At 57.0% G+C, this 22,894-nt stretch carries 21 protein-coding genes and 1 pseudogene; 8 read left to right on the top strand and 14 right to left on the bottom strand.

The genetic code is table 11. From position 1 onward, the window contains the following. Positions 1-2: 2 nt before the first annotated feature. The 8 genes from O8B93_RS11615 to O8B93_RS11650 form a co-directional block, all read right to left on the bottom strand. Positions 3-932, bottom strand: a complete 930-nt coding sequence (locus O8B93_RS11615) for a phosphotransferase (protein ID WP_269710145.1) — start codon at positions 930-932, stop codon at positions 3-5. Beyond that, a complete protein-coding gene (locus O8B93_RS11620) occupies positions 922-2,187 on the bottom strand; it encodes a M20 family metallo-hydrolase (protein WP_269710147.1) in 1,266 nt (421 codons plus the stop codon). The genes O8B93_RS11615 and O8B93_RS11620 overlap by 11 nt, the downstream gene beginning before the upstream one ends. Further along, positions 2,180-2,938, bottom strand: a complete 759-nt coding sequence (locus tag O8B93_RS11625) for a DeoR/GlpR family DNA-binding transcription regulator (RefSeq protein ID WP_269710148.1) — start codon at positions 2,936-2,938, stop codon at positions 2,180-2,182. The genes O8B93_RS11620 and O8B93_RS11625 overlap by 8 nt, the downstream gene beginning before the upstream one ends. Beyond that, positions 2,928-4,739 carry a dipeptide ABC transporter ATP-binding protein gene (locus O8B93_RS11630; RefSeq protein WP_269710151.1) on the bottom strand — a complete coding sequence of 604 codons (1,812 nt, stop codon included), beginning with the start codon at positions 4,737-4,739 and terminating at the stop codon, positions 2,928-2,930. The genes O8B93_RS11625 and O8B93_RS11630 overlap by 11 nt, the downstream gene beginning before the upstream one ends. After that, positions 4,740-5,657, bottom strand: coding sequence for an ABC transporter permease (locus O8B93_RS11635; protein WP_269710152.1), 918 nt, complete (start codon positions 5,655-5,657; stop codon positions 4,740-4,742). It lies immediately after the preceding gene. 1 nt (position 5,658) lies between these two features. Further along, the gene (locus O8B93_RS11640) at positions 5,659-6,639 is read right to left on the bottom strand and encodes an ABC transporter permease (RefSeq protein ID WP_269710154.1); all 981 of its coding nucleotides are present in this window, start codon (positions 6,637-6,639) and stop codon (positions 5,659-5,661) included. 62 nt (positions 6,640-6,701) lie between these two features. Then, positions 6,702-8,267: an ABC transporter substrate-binding protein gene (locus O8B93_RS11645; protein ID WP_269710156.1), complete on the bottom strand. Its 1,566-nt coding sequence runs from the start codon at positions 8,265-8,267 to the stop codon at positions 6,702-6,704. Continuing rightward, complete coding sequence (locus O8B93_RS11650) at positions 8,240-9,709, bottom strand: amidase (RefSeq protein WP_269710157.1); 1,470 nt, start codon at positions 9,707-9,709, stop codon at positions 8,240-8,242. The genes O8B93_RS11645 and O8B93_RS11650 overlap by 28 nt, the downstream gene beginning before the upstream one ends. A 360-nt stretch (positions 9,710-10,069) precedes the next feature. On the opposite strand from O8B93_RS11650, the gene O8B93_RS11655 reads away from it, so the two are divergent. The 3 genes from O8B93_RS11655 (at position 10,070) to eutC (ending at position 13,187) form a co-directional block, all read left to right on the top strand. Further along, positions 10,070-10,852, top strand: coding sequence for an N-formylglutamate amidohydrolase (locus O8B93_RS11655; RefSeq protein ID WP_269710159.1), 783 nt, complete (start codon positions 10,070-10,072; stop codon positions 10,850-10,852). 149 nt (positions 10,853-11,001) lie between these two features. After that, positions 11,002-12,393, top strand: a complete 1,392-nt coding sequence (locus O8B93_RS11660) for an ethanolamine ammonia-lyase subunit EutB (RefSeq protein WP_269710161.1) — start codon at positions 11,002-11,004, stop codon at positions 12,391-12,393. Next, positions 12,390-13,187, top strand: coding sequence for an ethanolamine ammonia-lyase subunit EutC (gene eutC, locus O8B93_RS11665; RefSeq protein WP_269710162.1), 798 nt, complete (start codon positions 12,390-12,392; stop codon positions 13,185-13,187). Before O8B93_RS11660 ends, eutC begins: the two co-directional genes overlap by 4 nt. A gap of 8 nt (positions 13,188-13,195) precedes the next feature. Here the strand turns inward: eutC and O8B93_RS11670 are convergent, their stop codons facing one another. From O8B93_RS11670 to O8B93_RS11680, 3 genes are all read right to left on the bottom strand, one after another. Beyond that, a complete protein-coding gene (locus tag O8B93_RS11670) occupies positions 13,196-14,140 on the bottom strand; it encodes a hypothetical protein (protein ID WP_269710164.1) in 945 nt (314 codons plus the stop codon). Between the two features lie 146 nt (positions 14,141-14,286). Continuing rightward, entirely contained in the window at positions 14,287-15,192 is a 906-nt protein-coding gene (locus O8B93_RS11675; protein ID WP_269710166.1) for a virulence protein, read from the bottom strand. Between the two features lie 42 nt (positions 15,193-15,234). After that, a complete protein-coding gene (locus tag O8B93_RS11680) occupies positions 15,235-15,435 on the bottom strand; it encodes a hypothetical protein (protein ID WP_269710168.1) in 201 nt (66 codons plus the stop codon). Positions 15,436-15,792: 357 nt separating this feature from the next. Between O8B93_RS11680 and O8B93_RS11685 the strand changes: the two genes are divergently transcribed. The 5 genes from O8B93_RS11685 to O8B93_RS11705 all read left to right on the top strand — a co-directional run bounded on the left by O8B93_RS11685 (position 15,793) and on the right by O8B93_RS11705 (position 20,132). Beyond that, on the top strand, positions 15,793-16,542 hold the full coding sequence (locus O8B93_RS11685) for an isopentenyl transferase family protein (RefSeq protein ID WP_269710170.1): 750 nt from the start codon (positions 15,793-15,795) through the stop codon (positions 16,540-16,542). Positions 16,543-16,558: 16 nt separating this feature from the next. Beyond that, a complete protein-coding gene (gene idi, locus O8B93_RS11690) occupies positions 16,559-17,167 on the top strand; it encodes an isopentenyl-diphosphate Delta-isomerase (RefSeq protein WP_269710172.1) in 609 nt (202 codons plus the stop codon). Between the two features lie 107 nt (positions 17,168-17,274). Next, the gene (locus tag O8B93_RS11695) at positions 17,275-17,847 is read left to right on the top strand and encodes an LOG family protein (protein ID WP_269710174.1); all 573 of its coding nucleotides are present in this window, start codon (positions 17,275-17,277) and stop codon (positions 17,845-17,847) included. 283 nt (positions 17,848-18,130) lie between these two features. Continuing rightward, a complete protein-coding gene (locus O8B93_RS11700; RefSeq protein WP_269710176.1) occupies positions 18,131-18,760 on the top strand; it encodes a TetR family transcriptional regulator in 630 nt (209 codons plus the stop codon). A 439-nt stretch (positions 18,761-19,199) separates the two neighbouring features. Continuing rightward, entirely contained in the window at positions 19,200-20,132 is a 933-nt protein-coding gene (locus O8B93_RS11705; protein WP_269710178.1) for a hypothetical protein, read from the top strand. Positions 20,133-20,249: 117 nt separating this feature from the next. Here the strand turns inward: O8B93_RS11705 and tnpC are convergent. The 3 genes and pseudogenes from tnpC to tnpA all read right to left on the bottom strand — a co-directional run bounded on the left by tnpC (position 20,250) and on the right by tnpA (position 22,757). Continuing rightward, positions 20,250-21,901, bottom strand: a pseudogene (tnpC, locus tag O8B93_RS11710) (IS66 family transposase). Between the two features lie 62 nt (positions 21,902-21,963). Beyond that, entirely contained in the window at positions 21,964-22,317 is a 354-nt protein-coding gene (gene tnpB / locus O8B93_RS11715; protein WP_120663849.1) for an IS66 family insertion sequence element accessory protein TnpB, read from the bottom strand. Continuing rightward, positions 22,314-22,757 (bottom strand): IS66-like element accessory protein TnpA, encoded by a 444-nt coding sequence (gene tnpA / locus O8B93_RS11720; protein WP_269710181.1) that lies wholly within the window; start codon positions 22,755-22,757, stop codon positions 22,314-22,316. The genes tnpB and tnpA overlap by 4 nt, the downstream gene beginning before the upstream one ends. Positions 22,758-22,894 lie beyond the last annotated feature (137 nt).

Raw genomic sequence — 22,894 nt, forward strand, 5'->3', positions numbered from 1 at the left:
CATCAGACCTGTTTCAACCATGTCTCGAAGCGAGGTCCTTCGATGATCGTGCGGGCTCTCAGTAGCCGCCATTCGGCATATTTGAAGAATTCGACGTGCTTGCGCGGGGAGCGCGCCGCATTGATAAAGCCCCAAAGCGCCCACATGAGATCGTCGGCCGCGCCGTAAAGACGTGCCCGTGCAAGCACCGCCGCATCCGGCTTTCCGGTTGCGATCTCGATTGCCAGCAGCGCTTCGCCGTCGAAGGGGAGAAGTTCGGCCAGCACAGTTCCGAGATCGTATGCGGGATCCGCCTGACGCGCCCACTCGAAATCTACCAGCAGAACCCTGTCGTCCGGCCCCACCATGACGTTCGACGAGATGCCGTCTGCGTGGCACGGGACCGTATCGACACCCGAGGCGCCGATTGCGCCGGCAATGCGCTGGACGGCCGCGGATACGGTGAACACTGGTTCTGGCAAAATGACATCCGGTCCATCGGCAAGCTGCCGATATACGGCGGTGAGATCAAAAACGCTGCGCGTCTCCGCTAACGGCGCAGCCCTTTGGAAAGTGCGTTTTGCCGTCAGAAGATTTTCGAGAACCCGCGGGCGACGAAGGACGTCGGTATGGCCCCAGGACCATTCCTCGCCAAGCGCCTCGAACACGAGAACGCCGTTGGCGGGATCGACATGGAGCAGCCGTGGCGAAATGCCCAGTTCGCCTGCCTTGCGGCTGGCATCCGCGACGCCGTCAAGCGCGATGAATTTGGACATGTCATCGTGGCGGCGTTTGACGAAGGCTAAGGGCTGTCCGGCCTTTACCGCCAAAAAGCAGTGGTTTTCGACAGCGCGGTGAACGGGCGACACAACCCCGCCGATCGGGGCAGAGAGGCTCGCGCCGGAAAGACCAACTGCATTTAACGCCCCCTGAATTGAAACATCATCCTGCATGGAAGTCTCCCTCAACGAGGTAGCGAAGCGTGGCGGTCAGCACCGACAATCCCGCCTGCACGTCCTCCGGTTCGGTCAGCTCGTCCGGATGGTGCGCAATGCCGTCTACGCTTGGAATGAAGATCAACGCCGACGGGATGCCGCTGTTTTGTAGGGCAACGGCATCATGGCCCGCGACGGAGCGCATGGCCAACGGCTCGAAACCGCAAGAGCGTGCTACCCGCTCGACGAGCGCCATCAGTCGGCCATCCATGCTGGCGGGATCTCTCAAAGTATCGGCAACGATTTCCAGCTGCGTCCCCGTAGCGGCCGCCGCCTGTTCGAGCGCGGCAAGCGTGAGCGTACCAGCCTGGCCGAGCTCCGCTACACTTGGCCCCCGCAACTCAAACCAGACAGTCGCTCGATCGACGACGACGTTCGGCGAGTTCGGCTCGACCACAAGGCGCGCGGCCGACCAATGGAGGAGGGGATAGTTTGCGACCACGACCGCTTCAAAGGCCGCAATACCTTTTGCGGCGGCGAGAAGCGCATCGCGGCGATCGGCCATTGGCGTCGGACCCGTATGCGCCGCCCGGCCGATCCAGCGGACGGTCGTCTTGCGCGCAGCCCACGTTCCTTCAACGATGCCAATGCGTCGACCCGCTTCGAGAAGTTTCCGTCCCTGCTCGACATGCAGCTCGACATAGGCTTTCGGGGAAGGGGGAAGAGACCCGGTCTCGCCGTTGATGCCTATTGCAGCCAGCGCGTCCCTGAGGGATACGCCGTTACCATCGCGCAGCGCAAATGCATCATCGAGCGCCAGTGTACCGCAAAAGACCGCGCTGCCTGTGAGGCTCGGTTGGTAGCGAGCGCCTTCCTCATTTGTCCAGTTGACCACCGCAAGGTTATGGCGCGGTTTGCAATATCCACGTTGAACCTCGGCGTGAATATCGAGTGCGGCCTGCCCGGCAGTCAGCACTCCAAGTGTACCGTCGAAACGGCCGCCCCGCGGCTGGGTGTCGAGATGTGAGCCTGCGAAAATCCAGGGGGCATCCTTACCAGCCCAATTGAAGCAGGCAAACTGGTTGCCAATCGCATCATGCGCGATCTCAACACCCGCCTGCTCCATCCACACGGCAAAAACGCCGCGCGCCATGCCGTCCTCGGCACTTGCCGCCAGACGTGTTACCCCTTGTCCGGGCTCTGCGCCGATGGCGGAAATGCGGTCGAAGATTGTAACGAAATCGGTTTGCAATATCGCCCCCGCATCATCCATGGATGATCTCCAGTTCTTCAGCCCGAACGGCGCCAAGGATATCGTCCGGCGGACGTCGATCGGTAACGAGCGTACTGATTTGTCCAAATGGAGCGGTGATCACATTGCCGACCCTTCCAAATTTGGAATGATCGGCGAGCATTACGCTGCGCGACGATCGTCCGATAAGGATCTGGCGAATTCGCGCTTCATCCTCTTCGTAGTCCATGAATCCATAGTCCACGTTGATTGCTGCAGCACCGGTGAACACCATGTCGAAGTGAAATTGTTGGATGTAGGACAGCGTATCGTAGCCGACCAGGTCCTGCTCGATCGGGCGCAAATTTCCCGGCGTCACGTGCACACTCACGCCGAAATGCTGACAGGCCGCCTGCGCGATCATCAGGGAATTCGTGTAGAGCCGCAGCTTCTTGAAACCGATTAGCCGGCGAGCCAGCGCAAGCGTCGTCGTTCCTGTATCGAGAAAGATCACACAATCGTCGTTGATCAGGTTCCGGGCTACGCCAGCGACCGCATCCTTCTCGATCGAGTTGAACTTAATGCGCTCGGTAATCGGCGTGTCGGCCGTACGACCGGCCGGAATGGCGCCGCCATGCACGCGGCGCACAACACCTTCTGCTTCGAGGTTCTTCAGATCGCGCCGAATGGTCTCGCCCGAAACACCGAACTCTGCCGAAAGCTCCACAACGCTGACGCGCTGGTCACGGCCAAGACGCTCCAGAATTACTTCCTTTCGGACGTCACTGGACATGAACACCCTCGTCCTCGTGCCGATGGAGGCAGGCTGCGTAGTTGCCGCCCTCAAGACCTTGCAACATCGGATCGGTATTTTCGCAGTCGCGTTGCGCGCGCGGGCAGCGCGAGCGGAAAGAGCAGCCGACCGGAAGATGAATGGGGCTCGGAGGCTCGCCATCCAGGAGATATTGCGCTCCTGGGAAACGATTATCCTCCAACGTTGGCATGGCGCTCAAAAGCGCCCGCGTATAGGGGTGGTGCGGATGTTCGAAAAGGGTTTTGTTGTCCGCCAACTCGACGATACGCCCAAGATACATGACCGCAACGCGGTGACAGATGCGGCGGACCAGCGCAAGGTCGTGAGATATGAAAATATAGGAAAATCCGTGCGCCGCCTGAAGCCTTTTGAAGAGATCGAGAAGTTCGGCCTGTTCGACCTGATCAAGGGCCGACAGGGTCTCGTCAAGGATCAAGAGACGCGGCTTGAGCACGAGAGCACGAGCAATATTGATGCGCTGGCGCTGCCCTGCGCTCAACCCGACCGGCAATCGTTCCGCGAGTTCCGCATCAAGACCCACTTCTCGCATGGCCTCCTGCGCTCGCCGCTCCGCATCGCTTCGACCGACCCCATGGATGAGAAGCGGTTCCTCAATCATACGGATGATCGACATGCCTGCCGGGAGAGACCCGTAGGGATCCTGCAACAGCAGCTGGAATGATTTGCGCATCTCGGTCAACGAACGCGCAGAGAGACTTGAAAGGTTCTTCCCAAGGAAGGAAATGCGCCCGGCGTTCGGCTGTTCAAGCCAGGCAAGCAGGCGCGTAAGCGTAGACTTACCGCAACCGCTTTCCCCGACAATACCGAAATTTTCACCCGCCTTGACGGTGAAGGAAACGTCTCGCACCGCCTTGACTTCGTTGACGGCATTGAATGCGTCGCGCCGGCGCACTGAATAAGTTCGTGTTGCATTCTCGACAGTGAGGACAGCCTCACCATCTTTTGCTTCCGGTGCCGATACGTTCTTCCATATCGATGGAATGCGGGAAAGAAGTGCGCGCGTATAGGCTTGCTGCGGGCTGGCTGCAATATCGGCAGTCTTACCCTGTTCGACGATGCGGCCACCCTGCATGACGAGCGTTCGTTCCGCAATCTGTGAAACCACAGGCAACGACGAGGAGATAAACAAAAATGCCGTATTAAGGGTTTTCCTGAGGTCGTCGATGAGCCTGATAATTTGGGCCGCGACTGTGACGTCGAGGGGCTGCGTGATATTGTCGGCGATGACCAGCGATGGATCGGAAACAAGCGCATCAACAATCATCACTCGTTGCATCATGCCGCCCGAAAATTGGAAAGGCGCCTCATGGAAGCGAGAGCGCGGCGAGGGAATATGCACCCGGCCAAGAAGATCGAGAACTTTTTCCCTAGCTTCCGCCTTGCCGATGTCGGGCCTTACAGATCGAAGCTTTTCGACGATTTGGTGACCGATTGGCAGCCGCGGATCCAGGGAGCCCATGGGGTTCGCACCGATGAAGCCGATGCGGTTTCCTCTAATCGACCTCAGCCCCCTGGCATCAAGCGAGAGCACGTCTTTTTCCTCGAAGATCACCTTACCCGAAGCGATTTCGAGCGGTGCTTGAATAGCGTTTACCACGGCGCGAGCAAGCACCGACTTTCCAGATCCGGCCTCGCCGACAAGGCCGAGAACGTGCCCCGGTTGCAGCGCAAAGTCTACATTGTCAACTATGCGCCGTTTGCTGCCGTTACGTAGGAGATCGACTGAGAGATTGGAGACCGCGAGTATTGGATCACTCATTTAAGCATCCCCTCTCAGAACCGCGTTGCGGGCGCGCTCCAGCGCTGAACCCATCAGATTTAAGCAGGTCAGCGATATCAGCATGAACAAACCTGGCATCGTCGCAATCCACCACGCATTCAGCAGATACTTTCGCGAATCCGCGATCACGTTGCCGAATGTCGGCGTCGGCGGCTGAACGCCGAGACCGAGAAAGCCCAAGATGGATTCGAAGATCATCATGCGAGCAATGTCGAGAACCGCAACGAAGGCGATCGGCGGCAGCACAACGGGCGCCACGAAGAGGATCATGATGCGCAGATCGGATGCGCCGAGCACCCGCTCACCAAGAACGTAACCACGGCCACGCTCGCCGAGAGCAACCGATCGGGCAACACGGGCATAAAGCGGCCACCCCGAAAGACCGAGTACGAGGATGATCGCAGGCACCGTTGGACGGGACACCCCGAGGATCGTGATGGCGAGAATGATCATCGGAATTGAGAGCTGAGCATCGGTTAGCCGCATGATGATCGTATCGACCCAACCACCGCGAAAGCCGGCAAGAAGACCGAGGCTACAACCAACAACGAACATAAGGATCACGGTCGTCACGCCGATGAGCAGCGAATAACAAAGTCCGACGAGACAGCGCATAAGGACATCTCGGCCGAGTTGATCGGTACCGAGCACGTAAGGCCATTGCCAGCCCTCTGACGGAAATGGCGGGATGAACTTGTGGCTATAAGCCATCTTCAACGGATCAACCGAGCTGATAAAGGGCAGGAAAATCGCAAGTCCAAGCAACAATCCAAAACCGATGAGCCCGATGCGAAAGTCGAGGCGGGCGGCTGCGATCTGCAACATGCGCCGGGTCGGAGTGGTGCCGCGCTTGACGACAGTGCGCTCACTGGCGCTGAGTTCTACGATATCGGTCATCTCAATATTCCAGTCTCGGATCGATAGTCATCGCGATAAGATCGACCAGGATGTTGATCACCACGAACATCACGGAAATGAAAATCGCGACGCCCTGTATGAGCGGAAAGTCGCGCTGTTGGACGGCATTGATCGTCAGGAGACCGAGGCCCGGATAGTCGAAAATGAATTCGACCACCAGGACGCCACCCAGAAGCATGCCGAGCTGAACTCCCAGCAGATTGATTAACGGGACCGCGGAATTGCCGAGCACATGCGAGAAAATAGTGCGTCCACGGCTCAGGCCCCTGACCGCAGCAAGCTGAATAAAGTCCTCGCGCATCACCTGCGCAACTGAAACGGTGAGGGTACGCAGGATGAACGGCGCGATCTCAACCGCCAGCACGACAGCGGGCAGAATGGTATACTCGAATCCGTTATAGCCGATGGCAGGAACAAGCCTGAGCTTCACAGACAGAAAGAGCGTGAGAACGATGCCAAGCCAGAAATTTGGCGTCGAGACGAAAATCGACCCCAATGCAAGGGCGAGTTTGTCTGGCCAACGCCCTTGATAGAGCCCGCCGGCCAAGCCTAGCGGAACAGCCACCAGCAGTGCGATCACCAATGCGAGTGCCGCAAGCTGTAGTGTCATTGGCAATGTGCCGAGAATAAGATCGAGGACCTTCGCCCGCTCTTCGCGCGTTGGGTCGTTATAGGCGGCACCTGCCAGGCTCGCACCGCTCCTTGGCCTGACAAACGACGTGCCGAGATCGCCGGTCGCCAAATGGCCAAGATAGGATACAAATTGCAACGGTATGGGTCGGTCGAGACCGAGTTCCTTGGCCTTCGTCGCCACCACCGCGTCCGGCGCCATGCCACCCACGATAAGGCGTGCAGGATCACCCGGCACGACACGCAGTAGCGTGAAGATGATGAATATGACGAGAAGGATGATCAGGCTTCCCTGCAGAAGCCGTCTCAACAGGAATGAAAGAAGGAACATGAACTTACCCTAGTCTGTCTGGGCCAAGGCGGCCGCTGCTTTGCAGCGGCCGCAGCGCTGGATCAGGCCAATGTCGCCTTGTTGGCGTCCATCATACCATTCGGGTAGATGTAGAGACCACTCAATCCGTCGCGCATGCCGTGGATGAAGACCGATGTGAACAGAGAAAACGCGGGCGCCTTTGTTGCCAGCAACGGCATCAGCTCGGTCTGAATGACCTTCTTGCGTTCCTCGGGCTTCGAGGCGTTGCGCTCCTTGTCGAGAGCAGCGTCAATTTCCGGATCCTGAATGCCGCAGATGCGGTGGGTCGTCGAGTGAAAATGGGTCCTCAACACGAGATCCGGCTCCGGCGAACCCGTTGACCAGCCGCAGTCGATCATATGCCCAGGCCCGCCGCCGGGACGATCGTATAGTGCGTCGCCCCAGGCGGCAACCTCCATGACGTTCAGCTTGACGGGGAAGCCCTGTTCCTGAAGCATGGCCGTGATTGCCTCGGCATATTCCTTCGTCTTCGGGTAGAAGCCTACCGACGTGATATATTCGAGTTCGGGTAGCCCTTGTCCCTTCGGGAAGCCGGCTTCCGCCAAAAGCTTCTGGCATTGGTCAGGGTCGTAGGTCGGGTAGTTCGGGATATCGACATAGCCGAACTTGACCGGAGATACGTAGCAGTTCGAGGCATGACCGGAAACACCAAGGATGTCGTCGATTACCGACCGGTCGATCGCGTGGCAGACGGCACGGCGCAGCCGCCAGTCGTTGAAGGGTGCTTTCGAGCAACGGAACCAGAGATACTTGTTTTCGACCGAGATGGCCTTGTGAAGCTGGAAGCCTCCGGTCTTTTGAATGGTTTCGACCTGTTCAGCTTCAAGGCGCTCGATAAGGTCGGCTTCGCCGTTCAGGAGGGCCAGTGTTCGTGTCGTTGCATCGCCGACAAAGCTGAAATGCAGTCCCGGAATCGTCGGCTTGCCAAGATAGAAGCCGTCAAACGCTTCGAGCACTGTTGTATTGCCGTCCTGCTTGACGAACTTGAATCCACCGGTGCCGTTCGGCCGGGCAGACAATGTCTTGGGGTCGGCAACATCCTTCGCCGACATGATCGGCAGGAAAGAGGACAGGAACCAGAAGAGGCTCGCGGGATAACCGGCCTTGTCGGTTTTGACGCGCGCGACGTAATCGCTGACAACTTCTACCTCACATGGGCCGGGATACCATGCTGCAGGCCGGTCGGGACGACTTGCATATTCGAAGGTCGCCTTCACGTCTTCGGCCTTGAACGGCTTGCCGTCGTGGAAGGTGACGCCTTCGCGCAGCTTGAATTCGAGCGTGTGCTCGTCGATGAGCTTCATCTCGGTCGCCAGTTCCATGACGAGCTCGTCAGGCTTTTCCGGCGTCATGGGTGCACGGGTCAGATAGCCGAACACGAAGCTCTCAAGGTTGATCTGAGCCAGCGTCGTGTGAGATGAGGGATCCCAGTTGCCGGTCAGGGTTTCAGCCGAGAGAAATTTAAGAACCTTGCCTTCCGCGGCATTGGCCGGGTTGACCAGGAACTTGGTATTGAGAATAGGCAGGCCAAGGGCGATGCCCGCAAGCGCCGAACTCTTTAAGAGCGATCTTCTATTGAACTCCATGACGACGTCTCCACAGTTGGATTGCTGGGTGTTCCCCACCCCGTCTTATCGCCAGCAACGACAAGCGGAGGATTGTTGTTTTTGAAAAGATAGTCTTCCGCTTGCTGGCAAAATGCCATGACAAGCGCATCGGCGTGACGACGACCTACGACCTGCAGGCCGACCGGCAGTCCACCTGCAGTCAGGCCGCAAGGCAGCGAGGCTGCTGGATTGCCTGAAAGGTTGAACGGGTATGTAAAGGGCGTCCAGCCCGTCCAAGCAAGGGTCTCTGAAGGCGACTGAAATCCCGCCGGAGCCTCGCGGTCAGCCGCGAAGGGCTCGATCGGAATGGTTGGCAAGAGCAGAAGGTCGATGTCTTCGAAGAGCGCATGCACACGGCCGGCGAATTCCGCACGTGCTTTGGTGGCCGAAAGATAATCGCCAAGATTGTAGCGCGCCGATGCCTCGACAAGCGCACGGAAACCGCTGCCGAACTCAGATAAGTCCGACTGCGATCCGTAAGCCACACCTCGGCCTGCGACCCAGAGGGTTTCGAATATGCGGATCGGATCTTCCCAATCCGGGGAAACCGGTCGAATGTCGAGCGAAAGCGGCTTGGTCAGCGCATCGACCGCCTCACGAACGACGCGATCGATCTCGGGCGCAACCTTGAAACCAAATAGGCTGGAAGCAAAACCGATACGCAGATCCCTCAGCGATCGCGCTTGGGTGTAGTCAGCCCCGTCATTTGGAAGGGCCTGGTGATCCCGAGCATCGGGACCTTTGGCGATATTGAACAGAAGAGCGCTGTCTTTCGCCGAAATGCTCATCGGACCTGCGTGCGACAGCATCTCCGTCGCGCTCCAAGGCCAGGCCGGAACACGCCCGAGCGAGCCCTTCATCGCGAAGACGCCGCAGAATGCGGCGGGAATGCGTACGGAACCACCGCCGTCAGATCCCAACGTGAAGGGAACCATCCGAGCCGCAAGAGCCGCTCCGGAACCCGAACTCGAGCCGCCGCTTGTCAGATCCGGATTCCATGGATTGCGCGTTGGTCCGTAGAATTCCGAAAAGCCGGAACCCGACCACCCCATCTCGGTGGTCGTGGTTTTGCCGATAATAATAGATCCAGCGTCAATCATTCGCTGAACGATCGGCGCCGTCGCCTTGGGAGCGAAATCCTTATAGGCACGGGATCCGCGCTGGCACAGCTGGCCTTCGACAAAGAAAAGATCCTTGACGCCCATGGGAATACCGTGGAGGGGACCGCGGAGGCGACCTTCGGCTGCCTCGCGATCGCAGGCTCTGGCTTCTTCAAGGGCCTCTTCTGCAAAGACTCGACTGAAAGCATTTATGATTGGGTTCAGCCGCTCGATGCGCGCGAGACACTCCTGGACGAGCGCCTCGGAGGTGAGCTTGCCGGAAGCAATTGCTGTGCTGAGGGAAAGAACTGAAAAATCCACGATTGCGATCTCCTTGGAATGTGGATTTATGTGGATTTATTGCGTTTGTCAACACGGCGCCGAGGGATTTTTGCATTTCCACCTCAGGAAGTTTGCGTCGCGCTCCGCCGTTGCTAGCGGCGACGCGTCGGCCTACTAACGGAATCGACGACCCTGGCGGGATATAAATGCCTCACAAAAGGGCATGATTTTCAGGCATTATGCCCACCATTTCAGCAAACCTTTGACTCAGACGCAACGAGCGGAAGCCACAAGAGAGATTGGAATCGCCAGCCCGAATGAGCTGAGATGTCGCCATGTTGAGATTGTGTTGCTTTTATTGCTTTCGTTGATATTGTGTGGAAATCAACGGAGATCAAAATGGGTAAATTCTCGTTGCTCGGTCCTAGCGAGTCATCAATCGCGATCGAAAATAGTGCTGCTCGCGGAGACATAGTAATCGTCTGCGAGCATGCTTCGCCTCTCATTCCGCCGGCGCTTGGCGAGCTTGGCCTTGATCGGTCGGCGCTAACGAGCCACATCGCATGGGATCCCGGAGCCCTTGCACTCGCGCGGTGTCTCTCATCATCCCTGGATGCACTTCTTTACTTTCAGCGCTATTCGCGGCTCGTCTACGATTGCAATCGTCCACCTGAGGCAGCCTCGGCAATCGTAGGAAGGAGCGAGATCTATGAGGTTCCGGGCAATCAGAACCTGTCGGAAGCCGAGCGTCTGGCGCGAGTGAATGAGATTTACCTGCCGTTCCGGAACGGCCTCTCAGAGATTCTCACTACCCGTAGAACCCAAGGGCGTAAGACGATCCTCGTTACCATCCATAGCTTCACCCCCGTCTACTTCGGCAAAAGGCGCCACGTTGAAATCGGAATATTGCACGACGCCGACTCCGCGCTTGCGGATGCGATGCTCGCCGAGGCGAGAAAAAGCGATCACCGGTATCTGGTCATACGGAACCAGCCTTACGGTCCGCAAGACGGAGTGACGCATACGCTGATGGAGCACGGCATCGCAAACGGTATTCCGAACGTCATGATCGAGGTTCGAAACGACCTTCTGGCGAGCAAGGACGAACAGCACGCCATTGCTTCCTTGCTCGCCTCTCTCATTAAAAGCGGCGCGGTGGCACTAGAGGCACGAGAAAGCTAAGCCCCTTTGCCAGATTGGCACGGCTCTTGCTTTGTCGATTTTGGAGCGTTGTGCAGCCGTGCTGCGATAATCGCGTCACGACACGAACGTCGAAGGTGGCCGTGCGCTCACCCACAACGAACTGACTGATACTCACGAGCAGAGAACAAATGTACTCGATCATTCTAGGGCGCGAGCGCCATGTCTTCCAGGATCTGAAATCGGTCATGGCCTGTGCGTCGCCGCCGAAGTCGGGCGATGTGCTTGCAGGTATTGCGGCCTCGAGCAATGAGCGCCGCGTGGCCGCTCGCTGCCTGCTCGCAGATATGCCGCTTAAGACATTCCTGCAGGATCTGATGATCCCCTATGAGATCGACGAAGTCAGCCGGCTGATCGTGGATCGGCATGACCAAGTGGCTTTCGCTGCCGTCTCGCATATGACGGTTGGTCAATTTCGCGATTGGCTTCTTTCTTACGAGGCGACGCCTGAAAAGCTATCCGCACTGGCACCGGGTCTGACACCGGAAATGGTCGCGGCTGTTTCCAAGATCATGCGAAATCACGACCTGATCACTGTTGCCGGAAAATGCGGTGTGGTCACCGCCTTCCGATCGACGATTGGGCTGCCCGGCAGGCTCTCAAGCCGTCTTCAACCGAACCATCCCACCGACGATCCGGAAGGCGTGGCCGGCTCCACCCTAGACGGTCTGCTGTACGGCATCGGCGACGCGGTGATCGGCATCAATCCTGCGACAGACAACCTTGAGGCATGCATGCGGTTGATGGTCCTGTTCGACCGGCTGCGCGAACGCTTCGATATTCCGACCCAGTCGTGCGTGCTGACGCACGTCACCACCTCGATCAAAGCCGTTGAAGCCCGTGCACCGGTCGACCTCGTGTTCCAGTCGATCGCGGGGTCGGAGGCTGCCAATAGGGGCTTCGGAGTGGACCTCGCCGTCCTCAGGGAGGGAAGAGAAGCTGCACTTTCGACAAAACGCGGCACGGTCGGGAACAATGTCATGTATCTGGAGACCGGGCAGGGAAGTGCGCTTTCAGCGAACGCTCATCATGATGTGGACGAGCAGACGCTAGAGGCGCGAGCCTATGCCGTCGCCCGGGAATTCAGTCCGCTTCTCGTCAACACCGTTGTTGGATTCATCGGCCCGGAGTACCTGTTCGACGCCAAGCAAATTATCCGCGCCGGCCTCGAGGATCATTTTTGCGGCAAGCTTCTCGGCGTACCGATGGGGGTGGACGTGTGTTACACCAACCACGCGGAAGCCGACCAGGACGACATGGACAACCTGATGGTGCTCTTGACGGTCGCCGGCGTCAGTTTTCTGATCGCTGTGCCCGGCGCCGACGATGTCATGCTCAATTATCAGAGCCTTTCTTATCACGACATTGTCGGTCTCAGGCATCAGTTCAAGCGCCCACCAGCGCCAGAATTCGAAGCCTGGCTCGATCGGATGGGCATGCTTGATCATGCCGGTCGACTTGCGCCGGCAAGCGCCTCGGGTCAATTCTCGCGCAATCTCTTAAGCTACGGAATGTCGGCATGAGCAACAAGAGAGATCCATTTGAACGGTTCCGCAATGCCACACGTGCCCGGATCGGGCTTGGAAGGGCAGGGGACGCGTTGCCGACAGCGGCAATTCTGGATTTTCAGCTTGCACATGCCAGGGCGAGGGATGCCGTGCATGGCAGCGTAGACTTTGCTGTCCTCGCCAAGGAGCTCGCCCCGGCTCCAACGATCCGGATCAGGTCTTGCGCCAAGGACCGTACCATCTATCTTGCGCGACCTGATCTCGGGCGTCAGCCGCTTGCGGCCGATCTGCCTGTTCCGGGAGAACGCTACGACATTGCGTTCGTGATCGCGGACGGGCTATCCGCCTCGGCGGTCGAGCGCCATGCGGTCCCGCTTTTCAAGGCATGCATGAAGCGTCTTGACGGCTTCAGTGTCGCCCCGGTGATTTTGGGCGAACAGGCGCGGGTAGCATTCGGCGATGAGGCGGCAGCAGCGTTCGGTGCGGAGATTGCCATCGTGCTGATCGGCGAAAGGCCGGGACTAAGCGTTCCCGACAGTCTGGGTGCCTACATTACGTTCCGCCCGCAGTCAGGGCGGCGCGATAGCGAGCGCAACTGCATTTCCAATATCCATGCCAACGGGCTCAGCTACGAGATTGCCGCGGATAAGATCGTGTGGATCGTCCGGGAGGCTCTGCGGTTGCAGTTGACCGGTGTGGACCTCAAGGAAAATGCTGACAGGTCTGAAAAGGCACTTTTTGAGCGGACTCCGAGGGAGCGTGATCAATCATCAGACCATTCAGCCGACGGCGCCTTGGAGACGAATTAGTCCGTGTCTCACCGCGTCGCACCAGAATTCTCGCGACGCCCAGGAGCCGCCATTAGCTCAGCGCGTGCATCTTTGTAGGCTTTGTCGATAGACTCGGCAATTTTTCCAGCCGTATGCAGTTGTCCATCGGACCTGATTGGAGCGTCGGTTATCAAGCCATCGACTGATTTCTCGATCGCACCAATAGCCTTTTGCAAAGGCAAATTTCGCTCTGGGGTGTGGTGGTAGTCCTCCGGCCCTGAGTCCCAATCCGTTTCATTGTGAAAAGTCATCTCACTATATAGTGCAGCGCGCCCCGAATCGTGAACTAACGCATCAAGAATCTTGGCCTTTTGGGTCACGTCTAGGTGCTCGTGCATGCTTACGAGCGCCATGCCGGCGGACCTGCGGGCCCAATCGTGCGACGAACCATCCTCCATAAAAATTTGTATTGTTTGATCAACGAGCCTGGTTCTTTGCACGGCGTCAAGGTCGCCGACGTGGGGCGCAAGCGTGGATATCACGTCAGCTTGTGCACGTGGGCTGGACATGTTCACGATGTGATCTACCAGCGCAGTTTTTGCCTCAGAGGATTGGAATTTCAAAAGGGGGCCAGCATTGACTGTTCGGCCGGTGGGCAAGACGGAGTGGACACCGGTGCCTGGGCCGAGATGTTCCGGCAAGCCATCTTCGGGTATGAGCGCACCATGCACGGCCCGGGCGGAATTGCCCAGCCGTTTTACCCGCTCGTGAAATAACCCGACCGGGCTTGCCTGAACCGCATCCTTAACCCCATGACTTACACGCATAATATTCGCGAGATTTTTTGCCGTTTCCACCGGATTGTCGGAAGGCATGTGCTTCGCAATTTCGGTGAATAATTCAGGTGGGAAATAAGTCTGTTGTTCGCCACGGCTCCCGGCACTTCGAGAGCTTAGAACCTCGGTGGCCTGCTGTTGCTTTTCTCTATCCATCAATCAGCCTCCGATATGCCTTGGATGTCCACAAGCTATCATCTCGACCCAATGGGCTAAATCGAACTTTGACTACATTTGAAATTACATGTTGTCTGCTGCTCTCGGCACCGGAGTACACTTCCGGCGTCAGCTCATCAGCGACGCTATCTTCCTGCGTCGTATTGCCGCCTCGGTCTGGTCGCACTCATCAGTTCCGCGCGCGACTTTTCGCTGGCTTCCGTGGTTGCATTGGCAATCGACTCTATTTTCTCCATACGCTGCTTGCTCGATAGAGCGGCGTTGCCCAAGCAGGACGCGGTTTCTCGCTGGATGATTTCAATATTTTCATCCGCTGAACGATCGGACCTGTATACGGTGGGAGCCGGCTGGGTTTCTAGAAAGCGCGCGACCTCCTCTGCGGTCGCATAGGCAGCAGCCAACTCGGGATTGCTGTTTCTCGCGTTTAAGACGCGTGTTCGCAACTCTGAACTCAGCGTGCTATGGTTAGTAGCGAGTATTCTGGCGGCGTAGTTTCGGACGCTCCCCTGGGCACCTTCGCGCTCGAAATGGAAAATGGCTCTGTCGATGAGCCGATCCCTATCTTCCGGAGCGAGGACTTGTAAATGCTTCGTGATAGCACTGATTGCTGCGAGCTGCTTGCCGGCATTTGGCAGATCGAGGATTCGATCCACCAAGGCAGTTTTCCTGGTCCTGGTTTGAAACGGAAGAGTTGGCGCAATGGCAAAAGCTCGCAAAGTGGCTGTCGCCGCCCCTTGTCTGAGATCGGGATTAGCTGAGAACCCTTCGGATGGTATTGCCGCCTCGAACAGGGCTTTACTTGTGTTGCCTAGCCGATTTATCCGCGTGTGAAACGTTCCAGCCTCAGACTTTTCGACTGCATCTTTTGCGGAATGCCCAGCCAATTTCAGCCGAGTCATATTATTGGCAGATTCCACGAAGTCTTCGGTAATTAGACGTTTTGCCACTTCGCCGAAAATCTCCTCCGGCAATCGAACCGGCCTGCCGGTCCCGATTCCAGCAATGCGGCGCGTCGATTCTTCGCTGTGCATGTCTCTGGTATCCTGTGCCTACTTAATGGACAAGGTACCGTATCACGAGCCGGAATCGAGGTCTGAAATATCGCGTTTCATCTGCAAAATTACGACGCCTTCCGGCACTTCCATGCTGTGAAAAGCAAAATCCCCGCGACGCCGCTTGGCTAAAGCAACATAGAAGGAGCTGCGACAGTCGCCTTCCACCTCAAACCATTTAAAAGATCTGGCCCTGACCATCGTCTCCTGATTGAGGCCCATATCAGCGCGAGCGCTGCGACTCCGAGCCCTCTGCTTTTGGCGAAGGGTAGATGGATGTCAATTGAAACGAAAATCCAAAGTTAAAAGAAAATGATTTATGTATTAAAATCAATACATTTACATTATTTCTCGATAAATTTAATTTTTTCCGAGACGTTGTCAACTTTTATCGCTGTTTGCTACGGTCCATCTCGGATTATTACTATCACTCGTCCAGATCGTTTCATATTTTAGCCTGGACGTTTGTTAATTTGTACTGGGCGCGGAGACGGCATGCCTCCAATCAAACGTCTCAACAGAAGATCTGTGTCGCGTCACGCGCAGTGGCACTAGTTCCAAAACAAGAGCGAGATGCACATGTTAATCTATCTTATTTACGGACCGACCTGCAGCGGAAAAACAGACTTGGCCATCCAAGTTGCACTTGAAACGGGATGGCCAGTCATCGCACTGGATCGAGTACAATGCTGCCCTCAGATCGCGACGGGTAGCGGGCGTCCGTTGGAGTCGGAGCTGCAATCCACTCAGCGAATCTATCTAGATTCACGTCCACTCACCGAAGGCGTCATCGGAGCAGAGGAGGCTCATCTCCAGCTCATATCAGAAGTAGAGGATCGCAAATCTTCGCCCGGTCTCATCCTCGAAGGCGGTTCGATTTCCCTTCTGAGATGCATGGCCGAGGACTCCTATTGGAACGCCGGTTTCAGGTGGCACGTGAAGCGGCTGCGTCTTACGGCACCAGACGTCTTCCTGCCGCGAGCAAGGCGCAGGGTCGCGGAAATGTTTGCGGTCGAGAACGGGCGCTCCTCCCTGCTGGAGGAGCTGGCGGATCTCTGGAAGCAAGACGAACTCCGTCCGATACTGGAGGACATTGACGGGTATCGCTGCGCAATTCGGTTTGCCAGGGAACATGATATAGCAATCGGTGATTTGTTGCATCTCGATCAGATGCGACAGCAGGCGCTGATAGCGGCCATTGCAGACGAATATTTCGGCCATGCGCAATGGCAGGAGCGCGACTTCCCTGACTGGCAGGAAGGCGGGAATGTGCGCCTCGCTCCTCCAGTGGCATCACATGAGCGGAATGTAGGGAAGCTAACTTCGTAAAACGAAGAGATTTGTGATGAACCTTGCGATGAACACATCCTCCGAAATGGTCATTTTGTGCGGCGAGCACGGGGAGGCCATAGGCATGGCTCCGAAATCCGAGATCCATCACGCCCAAACACCGTTGCATTTGGGGTTCTCGGTCTACATTTTCTATGCCGACGACAAGCTGCTCGTGACGCGACGGGCGTTAGATAAGATCACGTGGCCCGGCGTCCTCACCAATAGCTGCTGTGGACATCCGCAACCGGGCGAACCGTTGACGGAAGCCATCGAGCGCCAGGTTCGAAACGAGTTGGGGATAGAGGTAGACGGCATTCGTCTTGTGCTACCCGAGTTTTCCTATCGCGCCGCAATGACGAATGGGATCGCCGAACATGAGTTGTGCCCTGTGTTCGCCGCCCGCTGCCAAACCTTGAGCGTAACGCCCAATTTGACCGAGGTGTCTGCATGGGAGTGGGTGCATTGGCTGTGGTTTCTCGAAAGCGTACAGGATGGGCGCTTGCTGGTGTCACCATGGTGCCACGCGCAAGTCGAATTGCTTGCACCGTTTGGTGCGAACCCATCGCAATGGCCCATAGCGGATGAACTGCGGTTGCCAGACGCCGCCAGAGTCAAAATATGAGACGTTGATTACGACGCTCTGGCTGCGCATTCCCCGGCCCTTCTACTGAAAGGGGATTTTGTTGGATCGCGAATTCAGGCTAACCCTGCAGGCCGTTCGGCTGTCGATTGGAGAAGCGTTTGAGATATTGCGTCTTTTCAGGTTCAAACAACGGCCGAAAGCCAGCCTATGTGACCGCGGCAAACCAGCTCGGCAAAGCTCTCGCGAGATCGGGCATCGGGCTAGTATACGGCGGCGCTTCGATTGGTTTGATGGGAGCGATTGCGGATACGGTCTGTAGCAATGGCGGAGAGGTTATCGGTGTTATCCCCCGTGCGCTGGTCGACAAGGAGGTTGCGCACACAGGTCTTGCTGATTTGCGTGTTGTCGAAACCATGCACGAGCGCAAAGCGCTGATGGCGGCGCTGTCAGATGGCTTTATCGCCTTGCCAGGGGGGTTGGGAACGCTTGAAGAGCTGTTCGAAGTATGGACCTGGGCTCAACTCGGTTATCATGACAAACCTTGTGGACTGCTCGACACCGCAGGCTTTTATCGCAAGCTCGATTCCTTTCTTGATCACGTCGTGGATGAGGCTTTCCTGACACCGAGTGATCGGCGCATTCTCCTCGTCGACGAGGACGCTGAGGCGCTCCTATCTGCGATGGCAAATGCCGGCGCCACAGGTGAACTTCGCCGCTAACCGCACCCGCGTCGTTAGTTGTTGCTGACGATATCCAGCCGCGGCAGTCATAGAAGCAAGTGAACGATATGAGTTGCGAACCGCACTGACATTGCGTTGTCTGCAAGAGGAAATGGTGCCGCCAGCCCGCAGTGCTACACGCACCTGTGACCCCTCCGTTATTTTTGTAACGCATCGGCTGTGGCAAAGCGCCGCTGATCCCATAGTCTCTTCTCTCGCGGGATGCCGGATTGAGGTGCGTTCCGAAAAGGACTGTGGGACTAGCCAGAGTGCAAGGTGAGTCATGAGAAGGACGTCGGAAGAGGCCGCGACTACCCGGCGGCGGATTTTACGCTCGGCCGAAGCTATGTTTATCGAAAGAGGGTACGACGACACGTCGATGCAGGAAATTGCCGCCGACGCGGCTGTCACAACCGGCGCTGTACAGTGGCATTTCGGACAAAAAATGCACATTCTCTTGGCGTTGCGCGATGATCTGTGCTGGCACACAAGAAAATTGGACAGTCTCTATGACGCGGGAATGATTGAGAAGCCATTGAAGGCAATCGCCGAGTTCACGGCGTCTGCAATTAACTGCTTCGCCGACAATCAAAACTGCAGGCGGATTTTCCAGATCTACGATAGTAAAGTCTCTGACACGGCCGCCTTTTATAAGGAGGATCGCAGATTCCAACAGGAGCTACGAGCTACGCTAGGGGGCGTCTTTCAATGCGCAGAGGCGAGGAAAGAATTACTAGCTCCCTGGACGTCCGATACGGCGGCATCTACCTTTTGGTTTGCGCTGCGCGGAACATTTCAGGCTTGGCTGGAGGATGGTTCAGGGTTCGACTTGAAATCTGATGGCTTGCGTATCGTTCAGACGATACTTTCCTCATATGAGCGCGCCGATGCGGTCAATGGGCAAACTGAGTAGCGTTTGCTTGGCCAATGGCATTTATACCTCCAAAGTTCAGCGCCTTCAAACGTTGCGCCGGCACATCAGCAAGGCAATATTCGGTTTCGCGGGTGCTTTTGCGTGGCCGCATTGCGAGACCAGTGAGGGATTGCATTTGTCACACCCAATGCAAAGCATGCAATTTCGGGTCGCAATGACAACGGGGCCAGCAGGATTTTGGCCCGATGTCGAGGAGACCGATGACGACGACCCGCATTGCAAGCAGCCGGGCGTTTCGCCTGCTTCAGCCTGTGACGTTTGAATCTGACGCAAACGTGAAAACATCGCTGCTACGTGCTCGATAGGAAACGAGCTGTCACTGGGAACCCTGATCCGGTTACAATTGAAAACCCAAATCAATTGCACGAGAAGCGCTATCGCGTCAAACTTCCTGTTCTTAGAAAAGGAGTCATCATAGATGGAAAACGTTACAGGTGATACAGAACACGAAGATAAGCGCCATATGCCAGAAGAGTTGCTTAGAAAGGTATCGGAACATCTGATTAGCGACGACGCGCTTGCAACCGTGAAGAATCTTACCAACCTTGCGCTTACAAGCAAAGACACGAAGCGTATAGTCGAAGATGGAGATATTGGCGAACACAAACGTAGGATCACCCGGCTTGGTAGCGACGCAAGGCGACTATTTGACCACGCAATTCCCGATAGCGGATTAAGACCATTAACAGCCCTGGTTCCAATCGCCCCATCCCAACGACATATTTATGGTGGGGGCGCTTTTACTTCCGTCCCAGTAGATGACAGGACTGGGGCTGTCAGTTCGATAGTAAAATTTCAATCAACAGAAAATAAAACCAGGCTCGTGAACGCTATCTTTGAGCTCACCAATGAGGATCAGGGAAAAGTGCTGGGGAAAATCGGACAGCACATCGGTGAGTTTGACGAAGTAAATAGAAAGCGCTTAATTGATCGTGCTGTTGAGCTTTTCATACTCGATGAACCGAAAGGTGGCCCGCTTCTTGGGTGGAGCAAGGCTGGCGAAGCGCTTGTGAAGGCTGAAAGATATCTTGATAACGAGCAAAGCCGATATCTGTCTGATCAAATAACTCAAAACTCGAAATTAAATAGACTCTACAACAGAGCCATTCGCGATGTTCGAAATGAGCAAGAAGAGGCTTCACGGGCAGGGGAGCAAGTTATCGTCCCGGATTCTCTCGATCGTCAGATTAGCAATATGCACTCCACGGTAGGCGCCATGTTGGAAACCGGCTCAACCAGTATCAGGGAGTTTAAAGAAAACTCGACTGCTTTACGCAACACTTTTGACAATTTGACAGCCTCCTACGACGATCGACGGAGAAGTAGAGAATCATCAAGTCTATCTCGATAAGACGAAATTGGTGCATAATCGGTATGCGGCGTCCACGCCCCATCGATTTTTCAGTTGCAGCGACCTGAGGCCGATTTTCGGCCGTCAAATGAGCTCACCGAAGAGTACCTGACGAGCTCATTGTGAGGCCTTGATGCGGGCGGCATAGGCCCACGGCATCAGGGAATCGATGTCTTTGGCGAGGTGGCCGTTTGCGAGGCGGGTGAAGAGGTCGCACAGATAGGCGTAGGGCTCAACGCCGTTCATTTTACAAGTGCCGATCAGGCTGGCAAACCGGGCCCAATTGCGGCCCCCTTCATCGTGCCCCGCAAAGAGCGCATTGCGGCGATTCATGGCGGGTCGGCGGATCGCGTTTTCCACCAGGTTGGAGTCGATATCGACGTGGCCGTCGTCCAGGAACAGCCGGAATCCGGCCTGTCGCGTCAGCATATAGGCCAGGGCTTTTCCGAGGTCAGACTTGCGTGAGACGCGTTTGGCTTGCGCTGCCAGCCAGGTAAGAACGCGTCTACCAGCGGGAGGGACAGGTCCTGTCGAACTGCGCGGCGATGTTCGGGATCTGAGCCCCGGATACTGTCTTCGATCTTGTAGAGCGCGGCGATCCGCACCAGCGCCTCGTCGACGATCGGCGATCCACTCTTTGGCGTGGCCTTGATCAACTTTCTGCGCCCGTGCGCCCAACAGAAAGCCAGCTTCAAGGGATCGCCACCCATCCGATCCGACGTGGCGAGGTGAGAGTAACCACCGTAGGCATCCACCTGGATTGTCCCGTTGAAGCCGTCGAGGATTTCAGCGGCATATTCGCCTTTACGTCCGGGCCGGTAATGGAACACCACGCCCGGCGGCGCGGAGCCATTCCAGCCGCGGTCGTCACGCAACACGGCCCAGAGATAACCGGTCTTCGTCTTGCCGCGCCCCGGATCAAGAACCGGAGCTGTTGTCTCGTCGACATAGAGCCGCGTGCTTTCCCACAGCAGCCGTTCGGCCATGTGGTCGACCACCGGTGCGATTTCGCTGCCCGTGCGCCCAAGCCAATCGGCCAGGACCGTGCGGTCTATCGGCACCCCGTGTCGCGCCATGACCTCGGCCTGCCGGTTGAGCGGCATATGTTCGGAATGCTTGGAGACGGCAATCTCAGCCAGAAGGGCTTCCGTCGGCCAGCTCCCTTCCAAGAGATGCGCCGGCGCTCTGGCTTGGACGACGCCCGTTCGACCCTTGGGGCATGCGTATTTCGGGCGGATCGTGACGATCACCTCGTAGCGTGCCGGAATCCGGTCGAGCCGTTCCGTCCGATCCTCGCCGATCCGGACCATGTTGCCGCAACCGCAGGGACAAACGATGCTCTCAGGCTCGATCACTCTCTCGACCCGCGGCAGGTGTTCGGGCAGTGCACGGGCCTTACGCTCCTTGCGAGGAACGGCCTTGTCCGGATCGGATGCGCTGGCTTCGATCTTTTTCTCGACGGCGGCGATCCGCGCCTGTGTTTCGGCAATCGCCGTTTCAAGGTCTTCCAGCGCCAGTTCCATCTGCGCCGGATCGAGCTTTTCCGATTTCGGCCCGAACTTCGTGCGCCGATAGTCGTGAACCTGCCCCTCAAGCTTCTCGATCAGTTCCTTCAACTCGGCGATGAACGCGTCCTTTTCGGCCACCACAGCCTGCTCATGCTGACGTGCAGCACGCTCGACCGACAGTTCCAACTGCATCGCCGCAAAGGCTTTGACCACCTCGGGCGGAAGGTCCGGAAACAGGCTGAGATCAAGGGGCGACGACATGCGGCCTTATAGCAAGGCAGCACAAAAAAGCCAAATAAAACAATGCAAAGACGGCCGGATATTCACCCTGCCGCGGACGGCGCGGTCACCCGTTGCGCCATGACCCGTCGCCAGTCAAGACCTTCGAACAAAGCCTCATATTGAGCCCTGGAAAGACGCATCGTCCCATCCTGAACCTTGGGCCAGGCAAAGTTTCCATGTTCAAGAATTTTGTAGGTTAGCACCATTCCGGTGCCATCCCACACCAGGATTTTCAGGCGATCACCGCGCTTCGACCGGAAGATCACCGTCACCCCGGAATGCGGGTCGAGCTTCAACTCGGTCTGCACCATCAGAGCCAGCGCCTGATGCCCACAGCGGAAGTCCACCGGCCGCGTTGCAATCAGGATCGGCAGTCGTTGGCCCGCGACGATCATGCCATCCCTCGCATGGCTCGCACCAGAGCGGCCACACGTTCAACCGGCACATCGCCGGGAACCCGCATCACAACATCCGGGCCGATCTCCAACGTCAAGACCGGCGAAACCGCCTTCGGCAGCGGCGGCGCCAAGACATTCACCGCCGCGCTCGGCTCTGCCGCAATCGCCAAAGGCACAAATGCAGGCTCGGCATCGCCGCTCTCCGACAGGCCCGACATAGTCTCAAAAGGCAACGCCAGAGTGCCCTCGCGCACTTGCCGGCGCCACAAGGAAAGCTGGTGCGCAACAACGTCATGACGGCGCGCGACATCAACAACACGAACACCAGGCTCAAGGCTTTCCGCCACGATCCGCGCCTTCACATCATCTGGCCAACGCCGGTTTCCGCGGCGCGGCTCGACAATTTCGTAGCGCCCAACAAATCCATCATCTGCCATGCAAATCTCCAGATAGTCCTGGAAGCCTTCTCGCACACGCAGCAAGCCTCAAAATACAGCCAATCCAATGGGGCGGAGACGGCGCTTACCATAATCGCGGTTTCGCGATCATTGGATCTAAACTGCTCCCACCTTAG

The organism is Martinezella rhizogenes, from assembly GCF_027460065.1.
Taxonomy (GTDB): Bacteria; Pseudomonadota; Alphaproteobacteria; order Rhizobiales; family Rhizobiaceae; genus Agrobacterium; species Agrobacterium rhizogenes_C.